At 67.2% G+C, this 17,905-nt stretch carries 22 protein-coding genes; 16 read left to right on the forward strand and 6 right to left on the reverse strand.

Features of this window, described 5'->3' with window-relative positions; genetic code table 11:
• Positions 1–19: 19 nt before the first annotated feature.
• The 11 genes from AACH06_RS12600 to hisA all read left to right on the forward strand — a co-directional run bounded on the left by AACH06_RS12600 (position 20) and on the right by hisA (position 9,237).
• Positions 20–1,429 (forward strand): hypothetical protein, encoded by a 1,410-nt coding sequence (locus AACH06_RS12600; protein ID WP_341426047.1) that lies wholly within the window; start codon positions 20–22, stop codon positions 1,427–1,429.
• 179 nt (positions 1,430–1,608) lie between these two features.
• Positions 1,609–1,893: a BolA family protein gene (locus AACH06_RS12605; protein WP_341426048.1), complete on the forward strand. Its 285-nt coding sequence runs from the start codon at positions 1,609–1,611 to the stop codon at positions 1,891–1,893.
• Between the two features lie 96 nt (positions 1,894–1,989).
• Positions 1,990–3,291: a UDP-N-acetylglucosamine 1-carboxyvinyltransferase gene (gene murA / locus AACH06_RS12610; protein WP_341426049.1), complete on the forward strand. Its 1,302-nt coding sequence runs from the start codon at positions 1,990–1,992 to the stop codon at positions 3,289–3,291.
• On the forward strand, positions 3,288–3,926 hold the full coding sequence (gene hisG, locus AACH06_RS12615; protein WP_341426050.1) for an ATP phosphoribosyltransferase: 639 nt from the start codon (positions 3,288–3,290) through the stop codon (positions 3,924–3,926). Before murA ends, hisG begins: the two co-directional genes overlap by 4 nt.
• 18 nt (positions 3,927–3,944) lie before the next feature.
• Positions 3,945–5,264: a histidinol dehydrogenase gene (gene hisD, locus AACH06_RS12620; RefSeq protein ID WP_341426051.1), complete on the forward strand. Its 1,320-nt coding sequence runs from the start codon at positions 3,945–3,947 to the stop codon at positions 5,262–5,264.
• Positions 5,265–5,329: 65 nt separating this feature from the next.
• Positions 5,330–5,575 carry a CopG family transcriptional regulator gene (locus AACH06_RS12625; RefSeq protein WP_341426052.1) on the forward strand — a complete coding sequence of 82 codons (246 nt, stop codon included), beginning with the start codon at positions 5,330–5,332 and terminating at the stop codon, positions 5,573–5,575.
• Complete coding sequence (locus AACH06_RS12630; RefSeq protein ID WP_341426053.1) at positions 5,547–6,011, forward strand: PIN domain-containing protein; 465 nt, start codon at positions 5,547–5,549, stop codon at positions 6,009–6,011. The genes AACH06_RS12625 and AACH06_RS12630 overlap by 29 nt, the downstream gene beginning before the upstream one ends.
• A 25-nt stretch (positions 6,012–6,036) precedes the next feature.
• On the forward strand, positions 6,037–7,131 hold the full coding sequence (gene hisC, locus AACH06_RS12635; protein WP_341426054.1) for a histidinol-phosphate transaminase: 1,095 nt from the start codon (positions 6,037–6,039) through the stop codon (positions 7,129–7,131).
• Complete coding sequence (hisB, locus tag AACH06_RS12640; protein WP_341426055.1) at positions 7,128–7,727, forward strand: imidazoleglycerol-phosphate dehydratase HisB; 600 nt, start codon at positions 7,128–7,130, stop codon at positions 7,725–7,727. The genes hisC and hisB overlap by 4 nt, the downstream gene beginning before the upstream one ends.
• On the forward strand, positions 7,724–8,383 hold the full coding sequence (hisH, locus tag AACH06_RS12645; protein ID WP_341426056.1) for an imidazole glycerol phosphate synthase subunit HisH: 660 nt from the start codon (positions 7,724–7,726) through the stop codon (positions 8,381–8,383). The genes hisB and hisH overlap by 4 nt, the downstream gene beginning before the upstream one ends.
• A 104-nt stretch (positions 8,384–8,487) precedes the next feature.
• Positions 8,488–9,237 carry a 1-(5-phosphoribosyl)-5-[(5-phosphoribosylamino)methylideneamino]imidazole-4-carboxamide isomerase gene (gene hisA, locus AACH06_RS12650; RefSeq protein ID WP_341426057.1) on the forward strand — a complete coding sequence of 250 codons (750 nt, stop codon included), beginning with the start codon at positions 8,488–8,490 and terminating at the stop codon, positions 9,235–9,237.
• A 39-nt stretch (positions 9,238–9,276) separates the two neighbouring features.
• Here hisA and AACH06_RS12655 read toward each other — a convergent pair whose 3' ends face one another.
• Together AACH06_RS12655 and AACH06_RS12660 are read right to left on the reverse strand one after the other, a co-directional pair.
• Positions 9,277–9,645, reverse strand: a complete 369-nt coding sequence (locus AACH06_RS12655) for a ribbon-helix-helix domain-containing protein (RefSeq protein WP_341426058.1) — start codon at positions 9,643–9,645, stop codon at positions 9,277–9,279.
• Between the two features lie 154 nt (positions 9,646–9,799).
• A complete protein-coding gene (locus AACH06_RS12660) occupies positions 9,800–10,378 on the reverse strand; it encodes a DJ-1/PfpI family protein (protein ID WP_341426059.1) in 579 nt (192 codons plus the stop codon).
• 201 nt (positions 10,379–10,579) lie between these two features.
• Between AACH06_RS12660 and hisF the strand changes: the two genes are divergently transcribed.
• The 4 genes from hisF to AACH06_RS12680 are packed head-to-tail and all read left to right on the forward strand — an operon-like array spanning position 10,580 to position 12,870.
• A complete protein-coding gene (gene hisF / locus AACH06_RS12665) occupies positions 10,580–11,359 on the forward strand; it encodes an imidazole glycerol phosphate synthase subunit HisF (protein WP_341426060.1) in 780 nt (259 codons plus the stop codon).
• Between the two features lie 10 nt (positions 11,360–11,369).
• Entirely contained in the window at positions 11,370–11,978 is a 609-nt protein-coding gene (gene rsmD / locus AACH06_RS12670) for a 16S rRNA (guanine(966)-N(2))-methyltransferase RsmD (protein ID WP_341426061.1), read from the forward strand.
• 42 nt (positions 11,979–12,020) lie between these two features.
• Positions 12,021–12,524: a pantetheine-phosphate adenylyltransferase gene (coaD, locus tag AACH06_RS12675; protein ID WP_341426062.1), complete on the forward strand. Its 504-nt coding sequence runs from the start codon at positions 12,021–12,023 to the stop codon at positions 12,522–12,524.
• 34 nt (positions 12,525–12,558) lie between these two features.
• Positions 12,559–12,870 (forward strand): YfhL family 4Fe-4S dicluster ferredoxin, encoded by a 312-nt coding sequence (locus AACH06_RS12680; RefSeq protein WP_341426063.1) that lies wholly within the window; start codon positions 12,559–12,561, stop codon positions 12,868–12,870.
• Between the two features lie 80 nt (positions 12,871–12,950).
• Here AACH06_RS12680 and AACH06_RS12685 read toward each other — a convergent pair whose 3' ends face one another.
• Genes AACH06_RS12685 through AACH06_RS12695 form a run of 3 tightly spaced genes read right to left on the reverse strand, consistent with a single transcriptional unit; the run spans position 12,951 to position 15,099 of the window.
• Positions 12,951–13,400 carry a hypothetical protein gene (locus AACH06_RS12685; protein ID WP_341426064.1) on the reverse strand — a complete coding sequence of 150 codons (450 nt, stop codon included), beginning with the start codon at positions 13,398–13,400 and terminating at the stop codon, positions 12,951–12,953.
• Positions 13,401–13,414: 14 nt separating this feature from the next.
• Entirely contained in the window at positions 13,415–14,101 is a 687-nt protein-coding gene (gene pth, locus AACH06_RS12690) for an aminoacyl-tRNA hydrolase (RefSeq protein ID WP_341426065.1), read from the reverse strand.
• 8 nt (positions 14,102–14,109) lie between these two features.
• Positions 14,110–15,099: a LysR family transcriptional regulator ArgP gene (locus AACH06_RS12695; RefSeq protein ID WP_341426066.1), complete on the reverse strand. Its 990-nt coding sequence runs from the start codon at positions 15,097–15,099 to the stop codon at positions 14,110–14,112.
• Positions 15,100–15,226: 127 nt separating this feature from the next.
• Between AACH06_RS12695 and ald the strand changes: the two genes are divergently transcribed.
• Positions 15,227–16,342, forward strand: a complete 1,116-nt coding sequence (gene ald, locus AACH06_RS12700) for an alanine dehydrogenase (protein ID WP_341426067.1) — start codon at positions 15,227–15,229, stop codon at positions 16,340–16,342.
• 120 nt (positions 16,343–16,462) lie between these two features.
• On the opposite strand, the gene AACH06_RS12705 is transcribed toward ald, so the two are convergent.
• Positions 16,463–17,872 (reverse strand): pre-peptidase C-terminal domain-containing protein, encoded by a 1,410-nt coding sequence (locus AACH06_RS12705; protein WP_341426068.1) that lies wholly within the window; start codon positions 17,870–17,872, stop codon positions 16,463–16,465.
• Positions 17,873–17,905 lie beyond the last annotated feature (33 nt).

Consider the following 17,905-nt stretch of genomic DNA (forward strand, 5'->3'; position numbering starts at 1 on the left):
CATACACCGGAGAGAGACCGTGACGCATACCAAGCAGCGTTCTTGGAGGGGGGCTTCGAGGCTGAAGCCTGCGGTGCTGGTGGCCATGGCGATGGCGGGCTGGATGCCTGTTTCAGGCGTCTCGGCGGCGACGGCGGAATGCCCTTGGGTCTGGTCGCCCGTCGAGCAGCTGAATGTGCCGGGCCCATTCCTGGGCCGCAACCCGTTGATCCGCATGGATGACGCCGGCACGGCGCTGGCGGCCTGGGCCGAAATGGGGCCTGACAACACCGAGCGCATCCTGGTCAGCCGGCGAGCGCCGGGTGGCCACTGGCAAGCGCCCTGGCAGGTGGGCGTCAACCCCGGCGCCGGCCAGAACGATTCGTCGGACCTGGATCTCGCGGTGGGCGCGTCAGGCCATGCCTTGCTGACTTGGCGGCGCCAGAGCCAGCGTGACCCGGCCGGACCGCGGGTCGTCTACTTCGACCCAGTGGCGGGTTGGACCCAGCCCACCACTCTGCCGGTGAAGAGCGCGGGGGCGACGGCTGCCGCCGTTGCCGTGAACGGAGCCGGGCAGGGCCTGGTCAGTTGGGCCGAACCGGGCCAGGTGTTGACGCGCTTCTTCTCGCCCGGCAAGGGCTGGTCGGCTGTGGTCCGTGTGGGCGATACGCGCACTCAACCCGGCAGTGCTCCGCGTCCGGTGATCAACGACGTCGGCGATGCCGCGGTGAGCTGGATGAGCCCGCAGCCGAAGGTGGCCCGCTATGACCGCAGCGCCGGCGGCTGGCAACCAACGACACCGTTGCTCGACGCCGGCAAGGTCAGGGAAGGGGCGTCTCCCGACCTGGCGCTCACGCCAGCCGGCGACCTTTTCGCCGTGTGGGCGGAGCAGCCCAAGGGCGACAGCAAGATGCGCGTCCTGGCTGCGCACTACCTCGCGGGCCAGGGCTGGGAGCCCACGGCGCGCCTCAGCGGTGCCAGCTACGGCGGCCACCAGCCGTCGGTCGCTGTCAACCCGCAAGGCGAGGCGATGGTGTCGTGGCGTGTGGAAGAGATGGGCACGGCGCAGCGCGTCGAGTCGTCGCGCTACATGCCAGGGCGTGGCTGGGGGGCAACCGTCCGCATTCGCACCGACGCGTTCGTGTCGGCCAGCGTGCCCAGCTTCCAGCCGAGGGGTGAGTTTGGGGTCTTGAGCCAGCAGGCTTACCCGGACGACGACGGCGTGGACTTTTCGAAGGTCGTGGCCTACACGATGCGAGCCTCTTCCAATGAGATCGCGGAGGACGCGATCTGGGACCTGGGCACGGTCATCAGCCTGGACGCCAGCCCCGCGGGCCGACAGGCCGCATTGGGCGCGTTGCACGATTCGCCCTGGGTGGCGAGCCCGGGCGTGCTGCGCGCCAGCGTGCGCGAGCGCAGTTGCGCCCGGATGGCGGCGGTGATGCCGTAGTGACGTGCCGGCGCAGCTGTCCGGGGCGGTCAAACCCGGGCTCGGGGGAGGGGCCACCGTCCCCGCGTGGTCTTCCCCCACTGCAGTCCGGGTGCCCCGTCCGGCCCGCGGGTGGGCGGTCTGACGGACAATAGCCCCTCGCTTTCGCTGAGTCTCCACCCCCGACCGACCGCTGCACCATGGCCAGTCCCACCCCGCAAGACGTCCACGCTTACCTGGCTGCCGGGTTGACCTGCAGCCATCTGGAGGTCGATGGCGACGGCCGGCACTTCTTCGCCACCATCGTCTCGGCCCAGTTCGAGGGCTTGCCGCGGGTGCGCCGCCATCAGGTGGTCTACGCGGCGCTGGGCGATCGGATGCGCGAAGAGATCCACGCGCTGTCGATGAAGACACTGACGCCGGCCGAATGGGCCCGTGAGCAGTCTGCCGCGCCGGCCGCCGGCGAGCCCAAACCGCACCATTGACGAACGCCGCTTGGGTGGCCGGCGTGACGCGCGCCTGCCGCCGCCCGTGGCCCCGCGCGCCATCCGCCTCGCCCCCGCACACCCTTTTCCGATCCCATGGACAAACTTCTGATTCGCGGCGGTCGCCGCCTCGCCGGTGAACTGACGATCGCCGGCGCCAAGAATGCCGCGCTGCCGGAGCTGTGCGCGTCGCTGCTCACGGCCGAGCCCACCATCTTGCGCAACGTGCCGAAACTTCAGGATGTGGCCACCACCCTGAAACTGCTGCGCCACCTGGGCGTGCAGGTCGAGCGCACCGAGGCCGATCCGCACACGGTGACGCTCGATGCGAGCCACATCTCCAGCACCAAGGCACCCTACGAGCTGGTCAAGACGATGCGGGCCTCGATCCTGGTGCTGGGGCCGCTGTTGGCTCGGTTCGGCACCGCCACCGTGTCGCTGCCGGGCGGTTGCGCCATCGGCTCTCGGCCGGTAGACCAGCACATCAAGGGCCTGCAGGCGATGGGCGCCGAGATCGTCGTCGAGCATGGCTACATCGAGGCCAAGGCGCCGTTGAACGCGCAGGGCCAGCGGCGGTTGCGCGGCGCGCGCATCACCACCGACATGGTGACCGTGACGGGCACCGAAAACCTGATGATGGCCGCGGTGCTGGCCGAGGGCGAGACGGTGCTCGAGAACGCCGCCCAGGAGCCCGAGATTCCCGACCTCGCCGAGTTGCTCATCGCCATGGGCGCCCGCATCGAGGGCCATGGCACCCACCGCATCGTGATCCAGGGCGTCGATCGCCTGCACGCGCCGGCGGGTGGGCACCGCATCATCCCCGACCGCATCGAGACCGGCACCTTCCTGTGCGCCGTGGCGGCGGCTGGCGGCGATGTCGTGTTGCGGCAGGCGCAGGCCCGCCACCTGGACGCGGTGATCGACAAGCTGCGCGAGGCCGGCGTCACCATCACCACCGGCGACGACTGGATCCGCGTGCAAGCCGAACGACGTCCGACGGCGGTGAGCTTTCGCACCAGCGAGTACCCGGCTTTCCCGACCGACATGCAGGCCCAGTTCATGGCCGTGAACTGCGTCGCCGAAGGCGCTGCGAAGATCAGCGAGACGATCTTCGAAAACCGCTTCATGCACGTCAACGAGCTGATTCGCCTGGGGGCCAAGATCGAAGTGGATGGCCACTCGGCGATGGTCACCGGCGTCGAGCGCCTCTCTGGCGCCACGGTGATGGCCACCGATCTGCGCGCTTCCGCCAGCCTCGTGATCGCGGGGCTGGTGGCCGACGGCACCACGACCGTCGATCGCATCTACCACCTCGATCGAGGCTACGACCGCATGGAAGCCAAGTTGCGCTCCATTGGTGCGGACATCGAGCGCGTCAGCGAACGGGCCAGCGCATGATCACCCTCGCACTCTCCAAGGGCCGCATCTTCGAAGAGACCTTGCCCTTGCTGGCGGCCGCCGGCATCACGGTGACCGAAGATCCCGAGAAAAGCCGCAAGCTGATCCTGCCGACCAATCGTGACGATGTGCGCGTGGTGCTCGTGCGCGCGACCGACGTGCCGACCTACGTGCAGTACGGCGGCGCCGACCTGGGCGTGGCCGGCAAGGACATCCTGATCGAGCATGGCGGCGAGGGCCTCTATCAGCCGCTCGACCTGAACATCGCCAAGTGCCGGCTCAGCGTCGCGGTGCGTGCCGATTTCGACTACGCCGCGGCGGTGAAGCAGGGCTCTCGCATCCGCGTGGCCACCAAGTACACCGCGATGGCGCGCCAGCACTTCGCCGACAAGGGCGTGCACGTCGATCTGATCAAGCTCTATGGCTCGATGGAGCTGGCGCCCTTGACCGGCCTGGCCGATGCCATCGTCGACCTGGTGTCCACCGGCTCCACGCTCAAGGCCAACCACCTGGTCGAAGTCGAGCACATCATGGACATCTCTTCGCGCCTGGTCGTCAACCAGGCCGCGCTCAAGCTCAAGCGCGAAACGCTGCGTCCGCTGATCGACGCTTTCGCCTCTGCCATCCCTCAATAGCGTTTTCCTGTTCCTGCCATGCTGAACCTGCGCCAGCTCGACACCACGCATTCAGACTTTGAAGCCGAGTTCGAGCGGCTGCGGCATTGGTCGGCCGAGACCGACGGCGCCATCGAAGAGCGCGTGGCGGCCATCCTGGCCGACGTGCGGGCGCGCGGTGACGCGGCGGTGCTCGACTACACCGCGCGCTTCGATGGCTTGCAGGTGGATTCGGTCGCGGCCTTGGAGCTGTCGCGCGATGAGTTGAAGTCTGCCTTCGACGCCATCACACCGGCGCAGCGCCATGCGCTCGAAGCCGCGTCGGCCCGGGTGCGCCAGTACCACGAGCGCCAGCTCGAGGCCTGCGGCCGCGGCTGGAGCTATCGCGACGAAGACGGCACGTTGCTGGGCCAGAAGGTCACGCCGCTGGACCGTGTCGGCATCTACGTTCCTGGCGGCAAGGCCGCGTACCCGTCGTCGGTGCTGATGAACGCCGTGCCTGCGCACGTGGCCGGGGTGGGCGAGATCATCATGGTGGTGCCCACGCCGCGCGGCGAAAAGAACCCGTTGGTGCTGGCCGCTGCCTACGTGGCGGGTGTCACCCGGGCCTTCACCGTCGGCGGCGCACAGGCCGTGGCGGCGCTCGCCTTCGGCACGGCGACCATCCCTGGCGTCGACAAGATCACGGGCCCGGGCAACGCCTACGTGGCCAGCGCCAAGCGCCGCGTCTTCGGCCAAGTCGGCATCGACATGATCGCGGGGCCCAGCGAGATCCTGGTGCTGGCCGACGGCAGCACACCGCCCGATTGGGTGGCGATGGACCTGTTCAGCCAGGCTGAGCACGACGAACTGGCGCAATCGATCCTGCTGTGCCCCGATGCGAGCTACATCGCCCGCGTGCGCGCGGAGATCGAACGCCTGCTGCCCGAAATGCCTCGGCGCGAGGTGATCCGGGCGTCGCTCGAAGGCCGGGGGGCGCTGGTCCTCACCCGCTCGATGGAAGAAGCCTGCAACATCAGCAACCGCATCGCCCCAGAGCACCTCGAAGTGTCGTCGTCCGAGCCGCATCGCTGGGAGCCTCTGCTCAGGCATGCCGGGGCCATCTTCCTCGGCGCCTTCACCAGCGAGAGCCTGGGCGACTATTGCGCCGGCCCGAACCATGTGCTGCCCACTTCCGGCACCGCCCGCTTTTCGTCACCGCTGGGCGTTTACGACTTCCAGAAGCGCAGCAGCCTGATCGAAGTGAGCGAAGTGGGCGCCAACAAGCTCGGCGTGATCGCCGCGGAGCTGGCCTACGGCGAAGGATTGCAGGGCCATGCCCGGGCGGCCGAGATGAGGTTGAAAAACCCCCGCCGTTGACACGAACTTCGTGGAACACGAGAATCGTGCAACACGAAGTTCGTGTTGGTTCGATCCGATTCACGATGAAAAACGTCACCGTCACGATGGAAGACAGCGTCGCCGAGTGGGCGAGGCTGGAGGCCGCGCGGCGAAACACCAGCGTGTCGCGCCTGATCGGCGAGATGCTGGCCGAGAAGATGCGGCATGACGATGCCTACGAACGGGCGATGAACGAGTGGCTCCAGCGACCCGCGTTGTTCGCATCGAACGGCGACCCCTATCCCACGCGTGAGCAGGTCTATGGCGAGCGGCTCGACGGTCTTCGTTGACGCTGGGGTGCTGCTCAGCGCCGACGACGGTGCCGACCCCGTGCGCTACCAGCGTGCCCGCGATTGGCTGCGCGCGCTGTGGACGCGGCGTCTGGGTCGTTTGTCCAGCCAGGTGCTGACGGAGTACTACGCGATCGCCACCCAGCGGCTGGCGCCTGCGATGCCGCAGGGCGATGCCCGCGCCGAAGTGCGCCGCTACCAGCACTGGAAGCCCTGGCAGATTGACCACCAGACGGTCGAGACCGCCTGGGCGGTCGAGGCCCGCTTTCAAGTGCCCTGGTGGAGCGCCTTGATCGTGGCCGCGGCCCAGCATCAAGGGTGCCGTTACGTGCTGACTGAAAGCCTGGCCCACGGTCAGCAGATCGACAGCGTGCAGGTGGTGAATCCGTTCATCGCCGGCCCCGAGATCCTGGACACCGATACGCCTTTGACTTGAGCCTCACCATCGATTCATCCGCCCCATGACGTCCAACCTCTCAGACCGCATGAACCGCTACCTGCGTGCCGACGTGCAAGGCATGCATGGATACGCCGTGCAGCCGAGCGCTGGCTTGGTGAAGGTGGACACGATGGAGAACCCGTTCCGCCTGCCGCCTGAGCTTCGGCGTGCTCTGGGCGAGCGGCTGGCCGAGGTGGCGCTGAATCGCTATCCCGCCGAGCGCGGGGACCTGCTGCGCGACGCGCTGGCGCGCCACGCGCAGATGCCCGAGGGTTGCAGCCTGATGCTCGGCAACGGCTCGGACGAACTGATCAGCCTGCTCACCTTGGCCGCCGACTTGCCTGGCAACGTGGTGCTCGCGCCCGTGCCCGGCTTCGTGATGTACGAGATGTCGGCGAAGCTGCAGGGGCTGGGCTTCGTCGGCGTGCCCACCACGGCCGATTTCCAGCTCGATGGCCCCGCGATGCTGGCGGCCGTGCGTGAGCACCGGCCCGCCATCATCTACCTCGCCTATCCGAACAACCCCACCGCCAACCTCTGGGACGATGGCGTCATCGACGCCATCATCGAGGCCGCTCCGGGCCTGGTGGTGATGGACGAGGCCTACCAGCCCTTTGCATCGCGCGATTCGCTCGATCGGCTCAAGCGCCACGAACATGTGCTGCTGATGCGCACGATGAGCAAGTTCGGCCTGGCCGGTGTGCGCATCGGCTACCTGATCGGGCGCACCGCGTTGATCCGAGAGTTGGACAAGCTGCGCCCGCCGTTCAACGTGAGTGTGCTGAATTGCGAAGCGGCGCTGTTTGCGCTGGAGCATGTGCAGGAGTACGCGAAGCAGGCGGCCACGATCCGGGCCGAGCGTGCCAAGCTGTTCGACGCGCTGGCGGCGCTGCCGGGCGTGCATCCCTTCCCGAGCGAAGCCAACATGATCCTCGTGCGGGTGCCCGATGCCGCTCGCCTGTTCGCGGGCATGAAGGCGCGCGGTGTGCTGGTGAAAAACGTCTCTGGCCTGCATCCGCTGATTGCCAACTGCCTTCGCATCACCGTCGGCACACCCGAAGAGAACCCGCAAATCCTGGCCGCGTTGCGCGGCGCCCTCGAAGAGCTGCACGCATGACCACCGAGCCCCGCATCGCCGAAGTTCGGCGCGACACCAAGGAAACTCAGATCCGTGTGCGCGTCAACCTCGACGGCACCGGCGAAGCCCGCCTTGCCACTGGCATCGGTTTCTTCGACCACATGCTCGACCAGATTGCCCGCCATGGGTTGATCGATCTGGACATCGAGGCCCACGGCGACCTTCACATCGACGGCCACCACACCGTCGAGGACGTCGGCATCACGCTGGGTATGGCCATCGCCCGGGCCGTGGGCGACAAGAAGGGCCTGACGCGCTACGGCCATGCCTACGTGCCGCTGGACGAGGCGTTGTCGCGCGTGGTGGTCGACTTTTCTGGCCGTCCGGGCCTGGAGATGGCGGTGGATTTCAAGGCCGGCATGGTCGGGGCGTTCGACACCCAACTGGCCTATGAATTCTTTCAAGGCTTCTCGAATCACGCCCTGGTGACGCTGCACATCGACAACCTGAAGGGCCACAACGCGCACCACCAGTGCGAGACGATCTTCAAGGCGTTCGGTCGGGCCCTGCGCATGGCGATGACGCTGGACCCGCGCTCGGCCGGTGTGATTCCCTCGACGAAAGGCTCGTTGTGACGCGCACGGTGGCGGTGGTCGACTACGGCATGGGCAACCTGCGGTCGGTGTCGCAGGCGGTGATGCATGTGGCGCAGGGCTCGGGCGTGGAGGTGGTGGTCACCTCGCGCCCCGAAGAGGTGCGGTCGGCTGAGCGGGTGGTATTGCCGGGCCAGGGCGCGATGCGCGATTGCATGCGTGAGTTGCGCGATTCCGGCCTTCAAGACGCCGTGCTCGAGGCGGCGGCCGCCAAGCCGCTGATGGGCGTGTGCGTGGGCATGCAGATGCTGCTCGACCATTCGGAAGAGCAGGACACCCCTGGCCTCGGCCTGATCCCGGGCCGGGTGAAACGTTTCCAGCTCGACGGCCAGTTTCAGCCGGATGGCAGCCGCTACAAGGTGCCCCAGATGGGCTGGAACCAGGTTCGCCAGCACCGGCACGGAGGCCAAGCCCACCCCCTCTGGGCCGGTGTGCCGGATGACGCCAGCTTCTATTTCGTGCACAGTTACTACGCTGCCCCGTCAGACGAGCGCCACACCGCCGGAAGCACCGAATACGGCCTGCGCTTTACCTGCGCGGTGGCCCGGGATAATATTTTCGCGACGCAGTTTCACCCCGAGAAGAGCGCTGCACATGGCTTGGCGCTGTATCGCAACTTCCTGAACTGGAAACCGTGATCCGCCACGTTGCCGTCCGCCGCACCCGCCCGTGCTGACCGACCGCCCTCTTCGCCCCGCGTCCATCCATTCCTCCCATCCCGTCCACTCGTGCTCGTCGAGCCATGCTGCTGATCCCTGCGATCGATTTGAAAGACGGTCATTGCGTTCGCCTGCAACAAGGCGACATGCAGGCCTCCACCACCTTCAGTGAAGACCCGGCGGCCATGGCGCGCCGATGGGTCGATGCGGGCGCGAGGCGGCTGCATCTGGTGGATCTGAACGGCGCATTCGCCGGGAAACCGGTGAACGAGCCCGCCATCAAGGCGATCCTGCGCGCCGTGGGCGACGAGATCCCGGTCCAGCTCGGGGGGGGCATCCGAGACCTCGACACCATCGAGCGCTATCTCGACGACGGGCTGAGCTACGTCATCATCGGTACCGCGGCGGTGAAGAACCCGGGCTTCCTGAAAGATGCCTGCTCGGCGTTTGGCGGCCACATCATCGTCGGCCTCGACGCCAAGGACGGCAAGGTGGCCACGGACGGCTGGAGCAAGCTGACCGGCCACGAGGTGGTTGATCTGGCGAAGAAGTTCGAGGACTACGGCGTCGAAGGCGTCATCTACACCGACATCGGCCGCGACGGCATGCTGACAGGCATCAACATCGAGGCCACGGTCAAGCTGGCCCAGGCGCTCACGATTCCGGTGATTGCGTCTGGTGGCTTGTCCAACATGGCCGACATCGAGGCCTTGTGTGCGGTCGAAAGCGAAGGCGTCGAGGGCGTGATCTGTGGCCGCTCGATCTACACAGGGGCTCTCGATTTCGCACTGGCTCAGGCACGGGCCGACGAGCTGGCCGAAACCAGCAGCTGAGCAGCGTTCACGAGAGGCAGGCGGCTTGCGCCCATGGCGTCATGACGCCAGAGGGCTTGGCCCCCAGCCGGGTGGCAGCTCGCGCAACACCTGTCGCGCATCGAGCGACCGGATCGGCACCTGCCGATCAGCCGGGATGCGCTGCGCCGCCACCAGCGCCTCATAGCGCAGTGCGGTGACGCGCAGGAACGAGGCGAAATTGCCTACACCCCCGCGGGCCTCGACCAGCTCGTCGTACAGCCGCTCGATCAGCTGGACCACCGTGAGCCCGTCCCGTTCGGCCACTTCTTCGAGCACCGTCCAGAACAGGTTCTCGAGCCTGATGCTGGTCACCACGCCGTGCAGGCGCACCGACCGTGTCCGGCTGTCGTAGCTGGCGGGGTCGGCGCTGATGAAAATTTCGCACATGTTGGGGCCCCCACGCTCCCTGCCGGTCGCTGCCCCCCGAGGGGGCTCGCGCGGCGGGCCGGCCAAGCCGGGCCCGCGCACGCCTTTGGTGGGCGGCGGCGCCTGTGGCGCGCCGCTGTTCAAGCTGTGATCGTAGGCTCGGCGTGTGTCGGGTTCAAGTCTCGATGCGGGTGCCCAACACGGTGAGGAACTGGGCGATCCAGGCGGGGTGGGCCGGCCAGGCGGGGGCGGTGACCAGCTTGCCATCGGTCACGGCGGCGTCGACCGCGATGCCGCAGTACTCGGCGCCGGCCAGCTCCACTTCCACCTGGCAGGCGGGGTAGGCCGATATCCGCCGGCCCTTGATCAGGCCCGTGGCCGCCAGCAGCTGCGCACCGTGGCAGATGGCGGCCACCGGCTTGTCAGCCTTCAGGAAGTGGCGCGTGATCTCGACCACCCGGCTGTTCATGCGCAGGTACTCGGGCGCGCGGCCGCCCGGGATGACGAGTGCGTCGTAGCTTTCCGGCTTCACGTCCGCGAAGCTCGCGTTCAGCGTGAAGCGGTGCCCCGGCTTCTCGCTGTAGGTCTGCGCGCCCTCGAAGTCGTGGATCGCCGTCAGCACGAAGTCGCCGGCCTTCTTGTCCGGTGCCACCGCGTCCACCTGGTGCCCCACGGCCAGCAGGGCCTGGAAGGGGACCATCGTTTCGTAGTCTTCGCCGTAGTCGCCGCACAGCATCAAGATTCGCTTGGCCATCGCCCGTCTCCTTCAATGTGGATGGGCCCGCGTGCCCTCGACGCGGGCTGAGTGCATTGTGGGAACGGGTGCCCGCACGGTGGTAACAGCCGGCTGTGATGGGGGCAGGTTCGTGGCCGTGGCCGCGGTGCCAAACACTGCACCAGGGCGGCCTGCGACAATCCAGACCGTTGCTTCAATCGGTGCCTGCCGCCCAGCCCCATGCTCGCCAAACGCATCATTCCCTGTCTGGATGTCACCGGCGGCCGCGTCGTCAAAGGTGTCAACTTCGTCGAGTTGCGGGACGCTGGCGATCCGGTCGAGATCGCGGCGCGCTACAACGAACAGGGTGCCGACGAGCTGACCTTCCTCGACATCACCGCCACCAGCGATGGCCGCGACCTGATCCTGCACATCATCGAGGCGGTGGCTTCGCAGGTGTTCATCCCGCTCACTGTCGGTGGCGGCGTGCGCACGGTGGAAGATGTGCGTCGTTTGCTGAATGCGGGGGCTGACAAGGTGAGCTTCAACTCGGCGGCGGTGGCCAATCCGCAGGTGATCCGCGATGCGTCGGACAAATACGGCGCACAAGCCATCGTGGTGGCGATCGATGCCAAGCGCCGACACGGTGACGATCTCGCTGCTCGGGGGGCCGGCTGGGATGTCTACACGCATGGCGGGCGCAAGAACGTCGGGCTGGATGCGGTGGCCTGGGCGCGGCAGATGGCCGATGCGGGCGCTGGTGAAATCCTGCTGACCAGCATGGACCGTGATGGCACCAAGAGCGGCTTCGATCTGGAGCTCACCCGGGCCGTCAGCGATGCGGTGCCGGTACCGGTGATCGCGTCGGGTGGGGTCGGCAACCTGCAGCACCTGGTCGACGGCATTCAGATCGGCGGGGCCGATGCGGTGCTGGCCGCCAGCATCTTCCACTACGGCGAATACACGGTGGCGCAGGCCAAGGCGCTGATGGCCCAGGCCGGCGTCGCCGTCCGCCAGTGAGCGCCGTCGCGTGAGCCCCCGCTCTCCCGGCGCGCAACGCCATCAGGTGCGCATCATCGGTGGCCAGTGGCGCCGCAGCCTGCTGCCGGTGGCCGACAAGCCTGGCCTGCGCCCCACGCCCGATCGGGTGCGCGAAACGCTGTTCAACTGGCTCGGGCAGGACTTGTCGGGTTGGCGCGTTCTCGATGCCTTCGCCGGCTCGGGCGCGCTGGGCTTCGAGGCCGCATCGCGCGGCGCCGCCGAGGTCTTGCTGATGGAGCAGGACGGCGACCTCGTGCGCTCGCTGAACGCCTCACGAGAGCGGCTGAAGGCCAGCTCGGTGCGGGTTCAGCGCGGCGACGGGTTGGCGCACCTGCGTGCTTCGCCAGCGCGATATGACCTGGTGCTGCTCGATCCACCCTTTGGCGCGGGGCTGGGCCCCACTGCGCTGGTCGCGGCGGCCCGGGCGGTCGTTGCTGGCGGCTGGGTCTACCTCGAAGCGGGTGAGCCTTTACCCGACACGGCCGCACCCGGTCTGCTGCGCTACCGCGAGGGGCGGGCGGGCGCGGTCCATTTCACGCTGTTCCGCGCCGACGACGAGGCAGCTTCGGCGCCGTCCTACACTGGCCGCCCTGATTGACGACGGACGCGCCCTGTCCAGGCCCCACCGAGGAGTTCTCTGATGACCACTGCCCAGCCGCTGACCGCCGTCTATCCGGGGACGTTCGACCCGATGACGCAGGGTCATGAGGATCTGGTGCGGCGCGCCAGCCGCCTGTTCGACCGACTCATCGTCGCGGTGGCCGCCGGTCACCACAAGCGCACGATGTTCACGATCGCCGAGCGGCTGGAGATGGCGGCCGAGTTGGCCAAACCCATGGGCAACGTCGAGGTCATCGCGTTTCGCGGCCTGCTGCGCGACTTTGTCGTCGACCACGGTGGCAAGGTGGTGGTGCGTGGTCTGCGTGCCGTCAGCGACTTCGAATACGAGTTCCAGATGGCGGGCATGAACCGCCAGCTGATGCCGGATGTCGAGACCCTGTTCCTCACGCCGAGCGATCAGTTCCAGTTCGTCAGCAGCACGTTCGTTCGCGAAATTGCCATGCTCGGCGGTGATGTTTCCAAGTTCGTGTCACCCTCGGTGCTCGATCGATTGAAGGAGCGTGTCGCGCAACCGCGCGAGTGACGCTTCTGGCAGTGCAAAAAGGGTAGGTGCCGCGATGGCCCTGATGATCACCGACCAGTGCATCAATTGCGACGTGTGCGAGCCTGAGTGCCCGAACGACGCGATCTCGATGGGCGATGAGTACTACGTCATCGATCCGAAGCGCTGCACCGAATGTGTGGGGCACTTCCCCGAGCCGCAGTGCGTGCAGGTGTGTCCGGTGGAGTGCATTCCGCTGAACCCCGAGGTGGTCGAGACTCGCGAGCAACTGCAGCGCAAGTACCACGCGCTGATGGCCGAAAAGCGAGGCGTCGAGCCGCACTCAGCCGGGCATCAGGGCGGCGATTCCCAAGACGCGGCGGACTGAGCCCACCGTCCGTCACTGGACCAGGTCAAGGGCCGAACAACGGCCCCGCTTCGACCTGTGCGGACCTGGGCGCGGCCGACTCACCCTGCCGGCGGTTTGGGTGGTGGGACGTAGCGCTCGGGCTCCGGCTCTTTTTTCTTCTTGCGCTTTTTGCTGTGGCCCGATGTGGGGCTGCTGGCCGCGTGGTGGCTCGGTTCGTCGGCCACCCGCGCCCCCAGCCCCATCGGCGCTTGCTGGGGTTGCAGCGCCTTGTTGCGCTCGCGTCGTTCCGCGGCGAGCGATTGGGCTCGCCGTTTGTCGGCGGTGACCGCGGCTTTCGCATCGGCGCGCTGGTCGGCGGTGCGGGTGTCCTGGGTGTTGATCGCCGAGGCGCTGGCCGCCGTCGCAGGCCCACAGGGCACTTGCTGGTAGGTTTGCCCGCAGCGGTAGACGGTCTTGTCAGCAGCCTGACCCGGCGCCGCCCATCCACCGGCCATGACGATGACGAACCCTGCGATGGCCCAACGGTGGCGGCGATCGAGGGTGGTCATGGTGGTGTCTCCTGTCAGGTACCGGTCGGTCCCCCCGGTCCGGTCTGCGGCCCAGGCGGTGGGGAGGCGGGTGATGAGGGTGAAGGGGGGGCCTCGGCCGGGCGGGGGGGCTTGGGCCTCGCCGGCTTGGCGTGGAGCTTCATGATGGCGCGTTCCATCTCGCCCGCCAACATCAAATCCAGCAGCTTGAGGGAGTCTTCGATGTTTCGTTCGATCGCGTCGCGCTCGTCGGCGGGGGGCTTGCGCAGCACATAGTTGGCCACCTCGGCTTTGACGCCAGGGTGGCCGATGCCCAATCGCAGGCGCCAGAAATCTCCGGTACCGAGTTGGGCCTGGATGTCCTTCAGGCCGTTGTGGCCGCCATTGCCGCCACCGAGCTTGAGTTTCATCTGCCCGGGCGGCAGATCGAGCTCGTCGTGCACCACCAGGATCTCTGCCGGCGCCAGCTTGAAAAAGCGCACCAGGGGGGCGACCGACTTGCCCGACAGATTCATGTAGGTCATCGGCTGCAACAACCACACTGGGCCACCCGAATCCTGAGGGCGATTCATGCGGGCCACCAGCCCGTGGTAGGCGCGGTCGGGCAGCAGCGACACCTTGAGCTGGCGCGCCGCGCCGTCCACCCACCAGAAGCCGGCGTTGTGGCGCGTGGCCTCGTATTCAGGGCCGGGGTTGCCCAGGCCGACGATCAATCGAATCATGGCCGGAATTATCGAGCCGCCGACTTGGCGGCTTGATCCGAGCCGAGAGCTGCGCGAGCGCCTGCAATCACCGCCTGACCGATCTGCTCCATCAGGCCGGTGTGCGCGGGTGTCACCGCACGGTTGCCGGCGGCCGGCGGCGCCGGGCGCGGCTCGTCCATGCTGAGCTTCCACTGGTGCCAGTACAGCGCCACGTCGATGGTGATGTCGGCCTTCAGCGGCACGAGCGTGCCCTGGGCGATGTCGGCTCGCGCCAGCAGTTCCGGCAGGACGGCCACGCCCCAGCCCATGGCCGCGGCCCGGGCGCCGGCTTCACTGCTGGGCACGAAGCGTTCCTTCAGCCGCGGCGATCGCACACCGAAGGCCTTGGCGACCCATTGCGCCTGCATGTCGTCCTTGCGGTTGAAGACGATGAAGGGTAGCTGTGGGAAGTTCAACGGCGTCAGCCCGTCGGGCATCGCCCGCTCGATGAATGCGGGGCTGGCCACGGCGACATAGCGCATGTGACCCAGCGCCTGGCATGAACAGCCGCGCAGCGCCTGCGACACCGTGCTCACACAGCCCAGCACTTCGCCCTGGCGCATCCAGTCGTGGGTGAAGTCCTGGTCATCGACGATCAGTTCCAAGCCGTAGCCGTCACGCTGGCCCGCACGCACCAGGGGATCGAGTGCCGGCAGTACCCAGGTTGCGAGGCTGTCGGCATTGACAGCAATCGGCAGCCGCTCGTCTCGCGCGAGAGTCGTGCCCAGCTCACGGGCGGCGTCGGCCCGCAGGGCCTGCATCTGGCGTGCATAGCGCAGCAGCACCTTGCCGGGCTCGGTCAGCCGAAGCGGGCGAGCCCGCACCACCAGCAGGTGGCCGGCGCTGGCTTCCAGCGAACGCAGCCTTTGCGACACGGCCGATTGGGTGATGGACAGCAGCTGCGCGGCGCGCTCGAAGCTGCCCGCTTCGGCGAGCGCCGCCAGGCAATCCAGGCCGGCAGGATCCAAGGCATTCATGGGTAAACGCTAATGAAATCCATCAGAGCGGCTAATGTAGCCGCTGAGATGTCGATGCGCCTTGGCCGGCGCCGCGGGCCGTTTCAACATCGGCGCTCCATCACAAAACTGCCGAACGGAGACAACCATGCGCATCGGTCTGCCCAAGGAAATCAAGAACCATGAGTACCGCGTCGGCCTGACGCCGGCGAGCGTCCGCGAATTCACCTCGCGAGGCCATGAGGTGTTCGTACAAAGCGGGGCAGGCGCGTCCATCGGCCTGGCTGACGAGCAATACGCTGCATCTGGCGCCGTGCTGGTCAAGGATGCCGCCGAGGTGTTCGCCAAGGCCGACATGGTCGTCAAGGTGAAAGAGCCTCAGCCGCAGGAATGCGCGATGCTGCGCGAAGGCCAGATCCTCTACACCTATCTGCACCTGGCACCGGACCCGGAGCAGACCGCCGCGCTGGTCAAGTCCGGCGCCATCTGCGTCGCCTACGAAACCATCACCGGCCCGGGTGGCGGCTTGCCCCTGCTGGCGCCCATGAGCGAGGTGGCCGGCCGAATGAGCATCCAGGCCGGCGCTGCCCATTTGGAGAAGAGCAAGGGCGGCATGGGGGTGCTGCTGGGTGGCGTGCCGGGTGTCGAGCCGGCTCACGTGCTGGTCATCGGTGCGGGTGTCGTCGGTACCCATGCGATGCAGATGGCGATCGGCCTCGGGGCGCGCGTGACGGTGCTCGACAAGAACGTCGACCGCCTGCGCCAGATCGATGCGATCTACGGCAACCGCGTGAAGACGCTGTACTCCAACGCCCAGACCCTGGAAGAGAAGGTGCTGGAGTCCGATCTGGTCATCGGTGGCGTGTTGGTGCCCGGTGCCGCTGCGCCGAAGCTGGTCACGCGCTCGATGGTCCGCTGCATGAAGAAGGGCGCCGTGCTGGTGGATGTGGCCATCGACCAAGGCGGCTGTTTCGAGACCTCACGCGCCACCACCCACGCTGAGCCAACCTACGTGATCGATGACGTCGTGCACTACTGTGTGGCCAACATGCCGGGCGCGGTGGCTCGCACGTCGACGTTCGCGTTGAACAACGCAACGCTCGCCCACGGCTTGGCGCTGGCCGACAAGGGCTGGAAGCAGGCGATGAAGGACAACCCGCACCTCAAGGCGGGCTTGAACGTGGCCGCCGGCAAGGTGACCTACGACGCTGTGGCCCGCGACCTGGGCTACGCCTACGTGCCGGCTGACTCGATGCTCGGCTGAGCTTTTCGCGGCGCGGGGCCGGTAGGCCCCTGAGCAAGAAAGCCCCGCGCTGCTGGCCGCAGCGGCGGGGCTTTGTGCTTTTCAGAGAGGGGAAGCGGATGCCTCCCCATCTCTTTCACATCAAGGTGCCGGAACGGTGCCGGTGATGCTGTATTGGCCGAGGCTGCCGTAGTCGCTGTAGCCATCGGTCGGGGTCTTGAAGCCGATGCCGTCGATGGCGACGTAGTACTTGCCGGCCGCAGGCAGGGTGAAGGTCACCGTGGCGCCCAACTGGTCGGCAGGCTTGCCCTTGGCGATGACCTTGCCGTCGGCCTTCATGATCTTCACCAACACGTCGAGATTGGCCGAACGGGTATCCGGGGTGACGGTGATGGTGCCCGAGCCCGCCTTGGCCGAGAACGAGAAGACGTCCTTGTCCTTGCGGGTCTCGATCACGCCCTTGCCCGACAGGTTCACGTTCGAGCCGGCAGGTGAAGTGCTCAGGGCTGAGGCCTTGGAGATGCCGTTGCCGTGGTCGTCCTTGCGCAGCGGGCCGCCGTTGCTGACCATCACCGCGAAGTCGTCTTCCTTGTTGTTGGCGTCAGCGTACTCGCCTTGGCTCCACTGGGCGGTTTCCTTGTAGTAGCCCACGCCCATGATCGGCGCCCAGCCGGTCACGCCATCGCCGTGGCCACCGTAGTAGCCAACTTGCGAGGTGCCGTCATGGCCCAGGCCGAGGTTGTGGCCAACTTCGTGCGAGGTCGCTTCGGCCACGTACTTCTCATTGCCGGTGCCCAGCATGTCCCAGAAGACCAGGGCGGGCTTGTAGTAGTCGCCCACGTTGTCGTAGACGCCCACATAGGCCACGCCACCGCAAGAGCAGTTGTAGACGCCGTTGTGGTTGGTGATGACAGCCGTGGTGCCGTAGACGTCGTCGGTGTCGCTCGAGCGGGTCAGCTTGTCGGCTGACGGTTGCTCGGTGGTGACGTCGATGTCGAAGGGGGCGTAGTCTTCGGCAACGCGCTGCCAGATGTACTGGATGCGCTCCAGCTCAGCGGCAGAGAACGAATTGACGTTGCCATCGAAGTCGAACGCCTGGGCGTTGATGGTGTTGCCACCGCTGTTCCAGGCCGTGTTCTGGATGACCGCGCCGTTGAAGTCCAGATAGATGGTGCGCTTGGCGCCCGGGCGGCTGTGCAGCAGGAAGGTGTTGTCCAGCGGCGCCGGTGCGGTGCCTTCGACGAAGTCCTTGCCGTCTGACGGCAGGGGGTGGTCCATTTCTTCGACCACGTACAGGCGGCCGTTGCGGTCCAGGCGCATCAGCGGATCGCGCAACAGCATCTCGCGCAGGGCCTCGGGGCTGCGCTTGTAGAACTTGGCGACGGCCTCGAGCTTGTCGCCCAGCAGATCGATCGCGCGCTGGCCCGATGCGCCGGCTTCGGCCAGCCGCATTTCCGGGAAGGCCGCGCGTTCGGTTTGGGACAGCGCAGGGGCGCTGACGAAGGCGAGGACGGTCGCGGCGGCGGCAGCGCGAAGGGTGAATCGTGGCATGTGTGCTCCTCTCAAAAGGGAGGGTCATGCTAT

It is taken from the genome of Ideonella lacteola (assembly GCF_038066555.1).
Taxonomy (GTDB): domain Bacteria; phylum Pseudomonadota; class Gammaproteobacteria; order Burkholderiales; family Burkholderiaceae_C; genus Ideonella; species Ideonella lacteola.

What these genes read in the sequence shown, in the direction of transcription:
- AACH06_RS12605 (WP_341426048.1), top strand. Translation starts at nt 1,609, where the DNA reads ATGGCCAGTCCCACCCCGCAAGACGTCCACGCTTACCTGGCTGCCGGG.
- murA (WP_341426049.1), top strand. Translation starts at nt 1,990, where the DNA reads ATGGACAAACTTCTGATTCGCGGCGGTCGCCGCCTCGCCGGTGAACTG.
- hisG (WP_341426050.1), top strand. Translation starts at nt 3,288, where the DNA reads ATGATCACCCTCGCACTCTCCAAGGGCCGCATCTTCGAAGAGACCTTG.
- hisD (WP_341426051.1), top strand. Translation starts at nt 3,945, where the DNA reads ATGCTGAACCTGCGCCAGCTCGACACCACGCATTCAGACTTTGAAGCC.
- AACH06_RS12625 (WP_341426052.1), top strand. Translation starts at nt 5,330, where the DNA reads ATGAAAAACGTCACCGTCACGATGGAAGACAGCGTCGCCGAGTGGGCG.
- AACH06_RS12630 (WP_341426053.1), top strand. Translation starts at nt 5,547, where the DNA reads ATGGCGAGCGGCTCGACGGTCTTCGTTGACGCTGGGGTGCTGCTCAGC.
- hisC (WP_341426054.1), top strand. Translation starts at nt 6,037, where the DNA reads ATGACGTCCAACCTCTCAGACCGCATGAACCGCTACCTGCGTGCCGAC.
- hisB (WP_341426055.1), top strand. Translation starts at nt 7,128, where the DNA reads ATGACCACCGAGCCCCGCATCGCCGAAGTTCGGCGCGACACCAAGGAA.
- hisA (WP_341426057.1), top strand. Translation starts at nt 8,488, where the DNA reads ATGCTGCTGATCCCTGCGATCGATTTGAAAGACGGTCATTGCGTTCGC.
- AACH06_RS12655 (WP_341426058.1), bottom strand. Translation starts at nt 9,645, where the DNA reads ATGTGCGAAATTTTCATCAGCGCCGACCCCGCCAGCTACGACAGCCGG.
- AACH06_RS12660 (WP_341426059.1), bottom strand. Translation starts at nt 10,378, where the DNA reads ATGGCCAAGCGAATCTTGATGCTGTGCGGCGACTACGGCGAAGACTAC.
- hisF (WP_341426060.1), top strand. Translation starts at nt 10,580, where the DNA reads ATGCTCGCCAAACGCATCATTCCCTGTCTGGATGTCACCGGCGGCCGC.
- coaD (WP_341426062.1), top strand. Translation starts at nt 12,021, where the DNA reads ATGACCACTGCCCAGCCGCTGACCGCCGTCTATCCGGGGACGTTCGAC.
- AACH06_RS12680 (WP_341426063.1), top strand. Translation starts at nt 12,559, where the DNA reads ATGGCCCTGATGATCACCGACCAGTGCATCAATTGCGACGTGTGCGAG.
- AACH06_RS12685 (WP_341426064.1), bottom strand. Translation starts at nt 13,400, where the DNA reads ATGACCACCCTCGATCGCCGCCACCGTTGGGCCATCGCAGGGTTCGTC.
- pth (WP_341426065.1), bottom strand. Translation starts at nt 14,101, where the DNA reads ATGATTCGATTGATCGTCGGCCTGGGCAACCCCGGCCCTGAATACGAG.
- AACH06_RS12695 (WP_341426066.1), bottom strand. Translation starts at nt 15,099, where the DNA reads ATGAATGCCTTGGATCCTGCCGGCCTGGATTGCCTGGCGGCGCTCGCC.
- ald (WP_341426067.1), top strand. Translation starts at nt 15,227, where the DNA reads ATGCGCATCGGTCTGCCCAAGGAAATCAAGAACCATGAGTACCGCGTC.
- AACH06_RS12705 (WP_341426068.1), bottom strand. Translation starts at nt 17,872, where the DNA reads ATGCCACGATTCACCCTTCGCGCTGCCGCCGCCGCGACCGTCCTCGCC.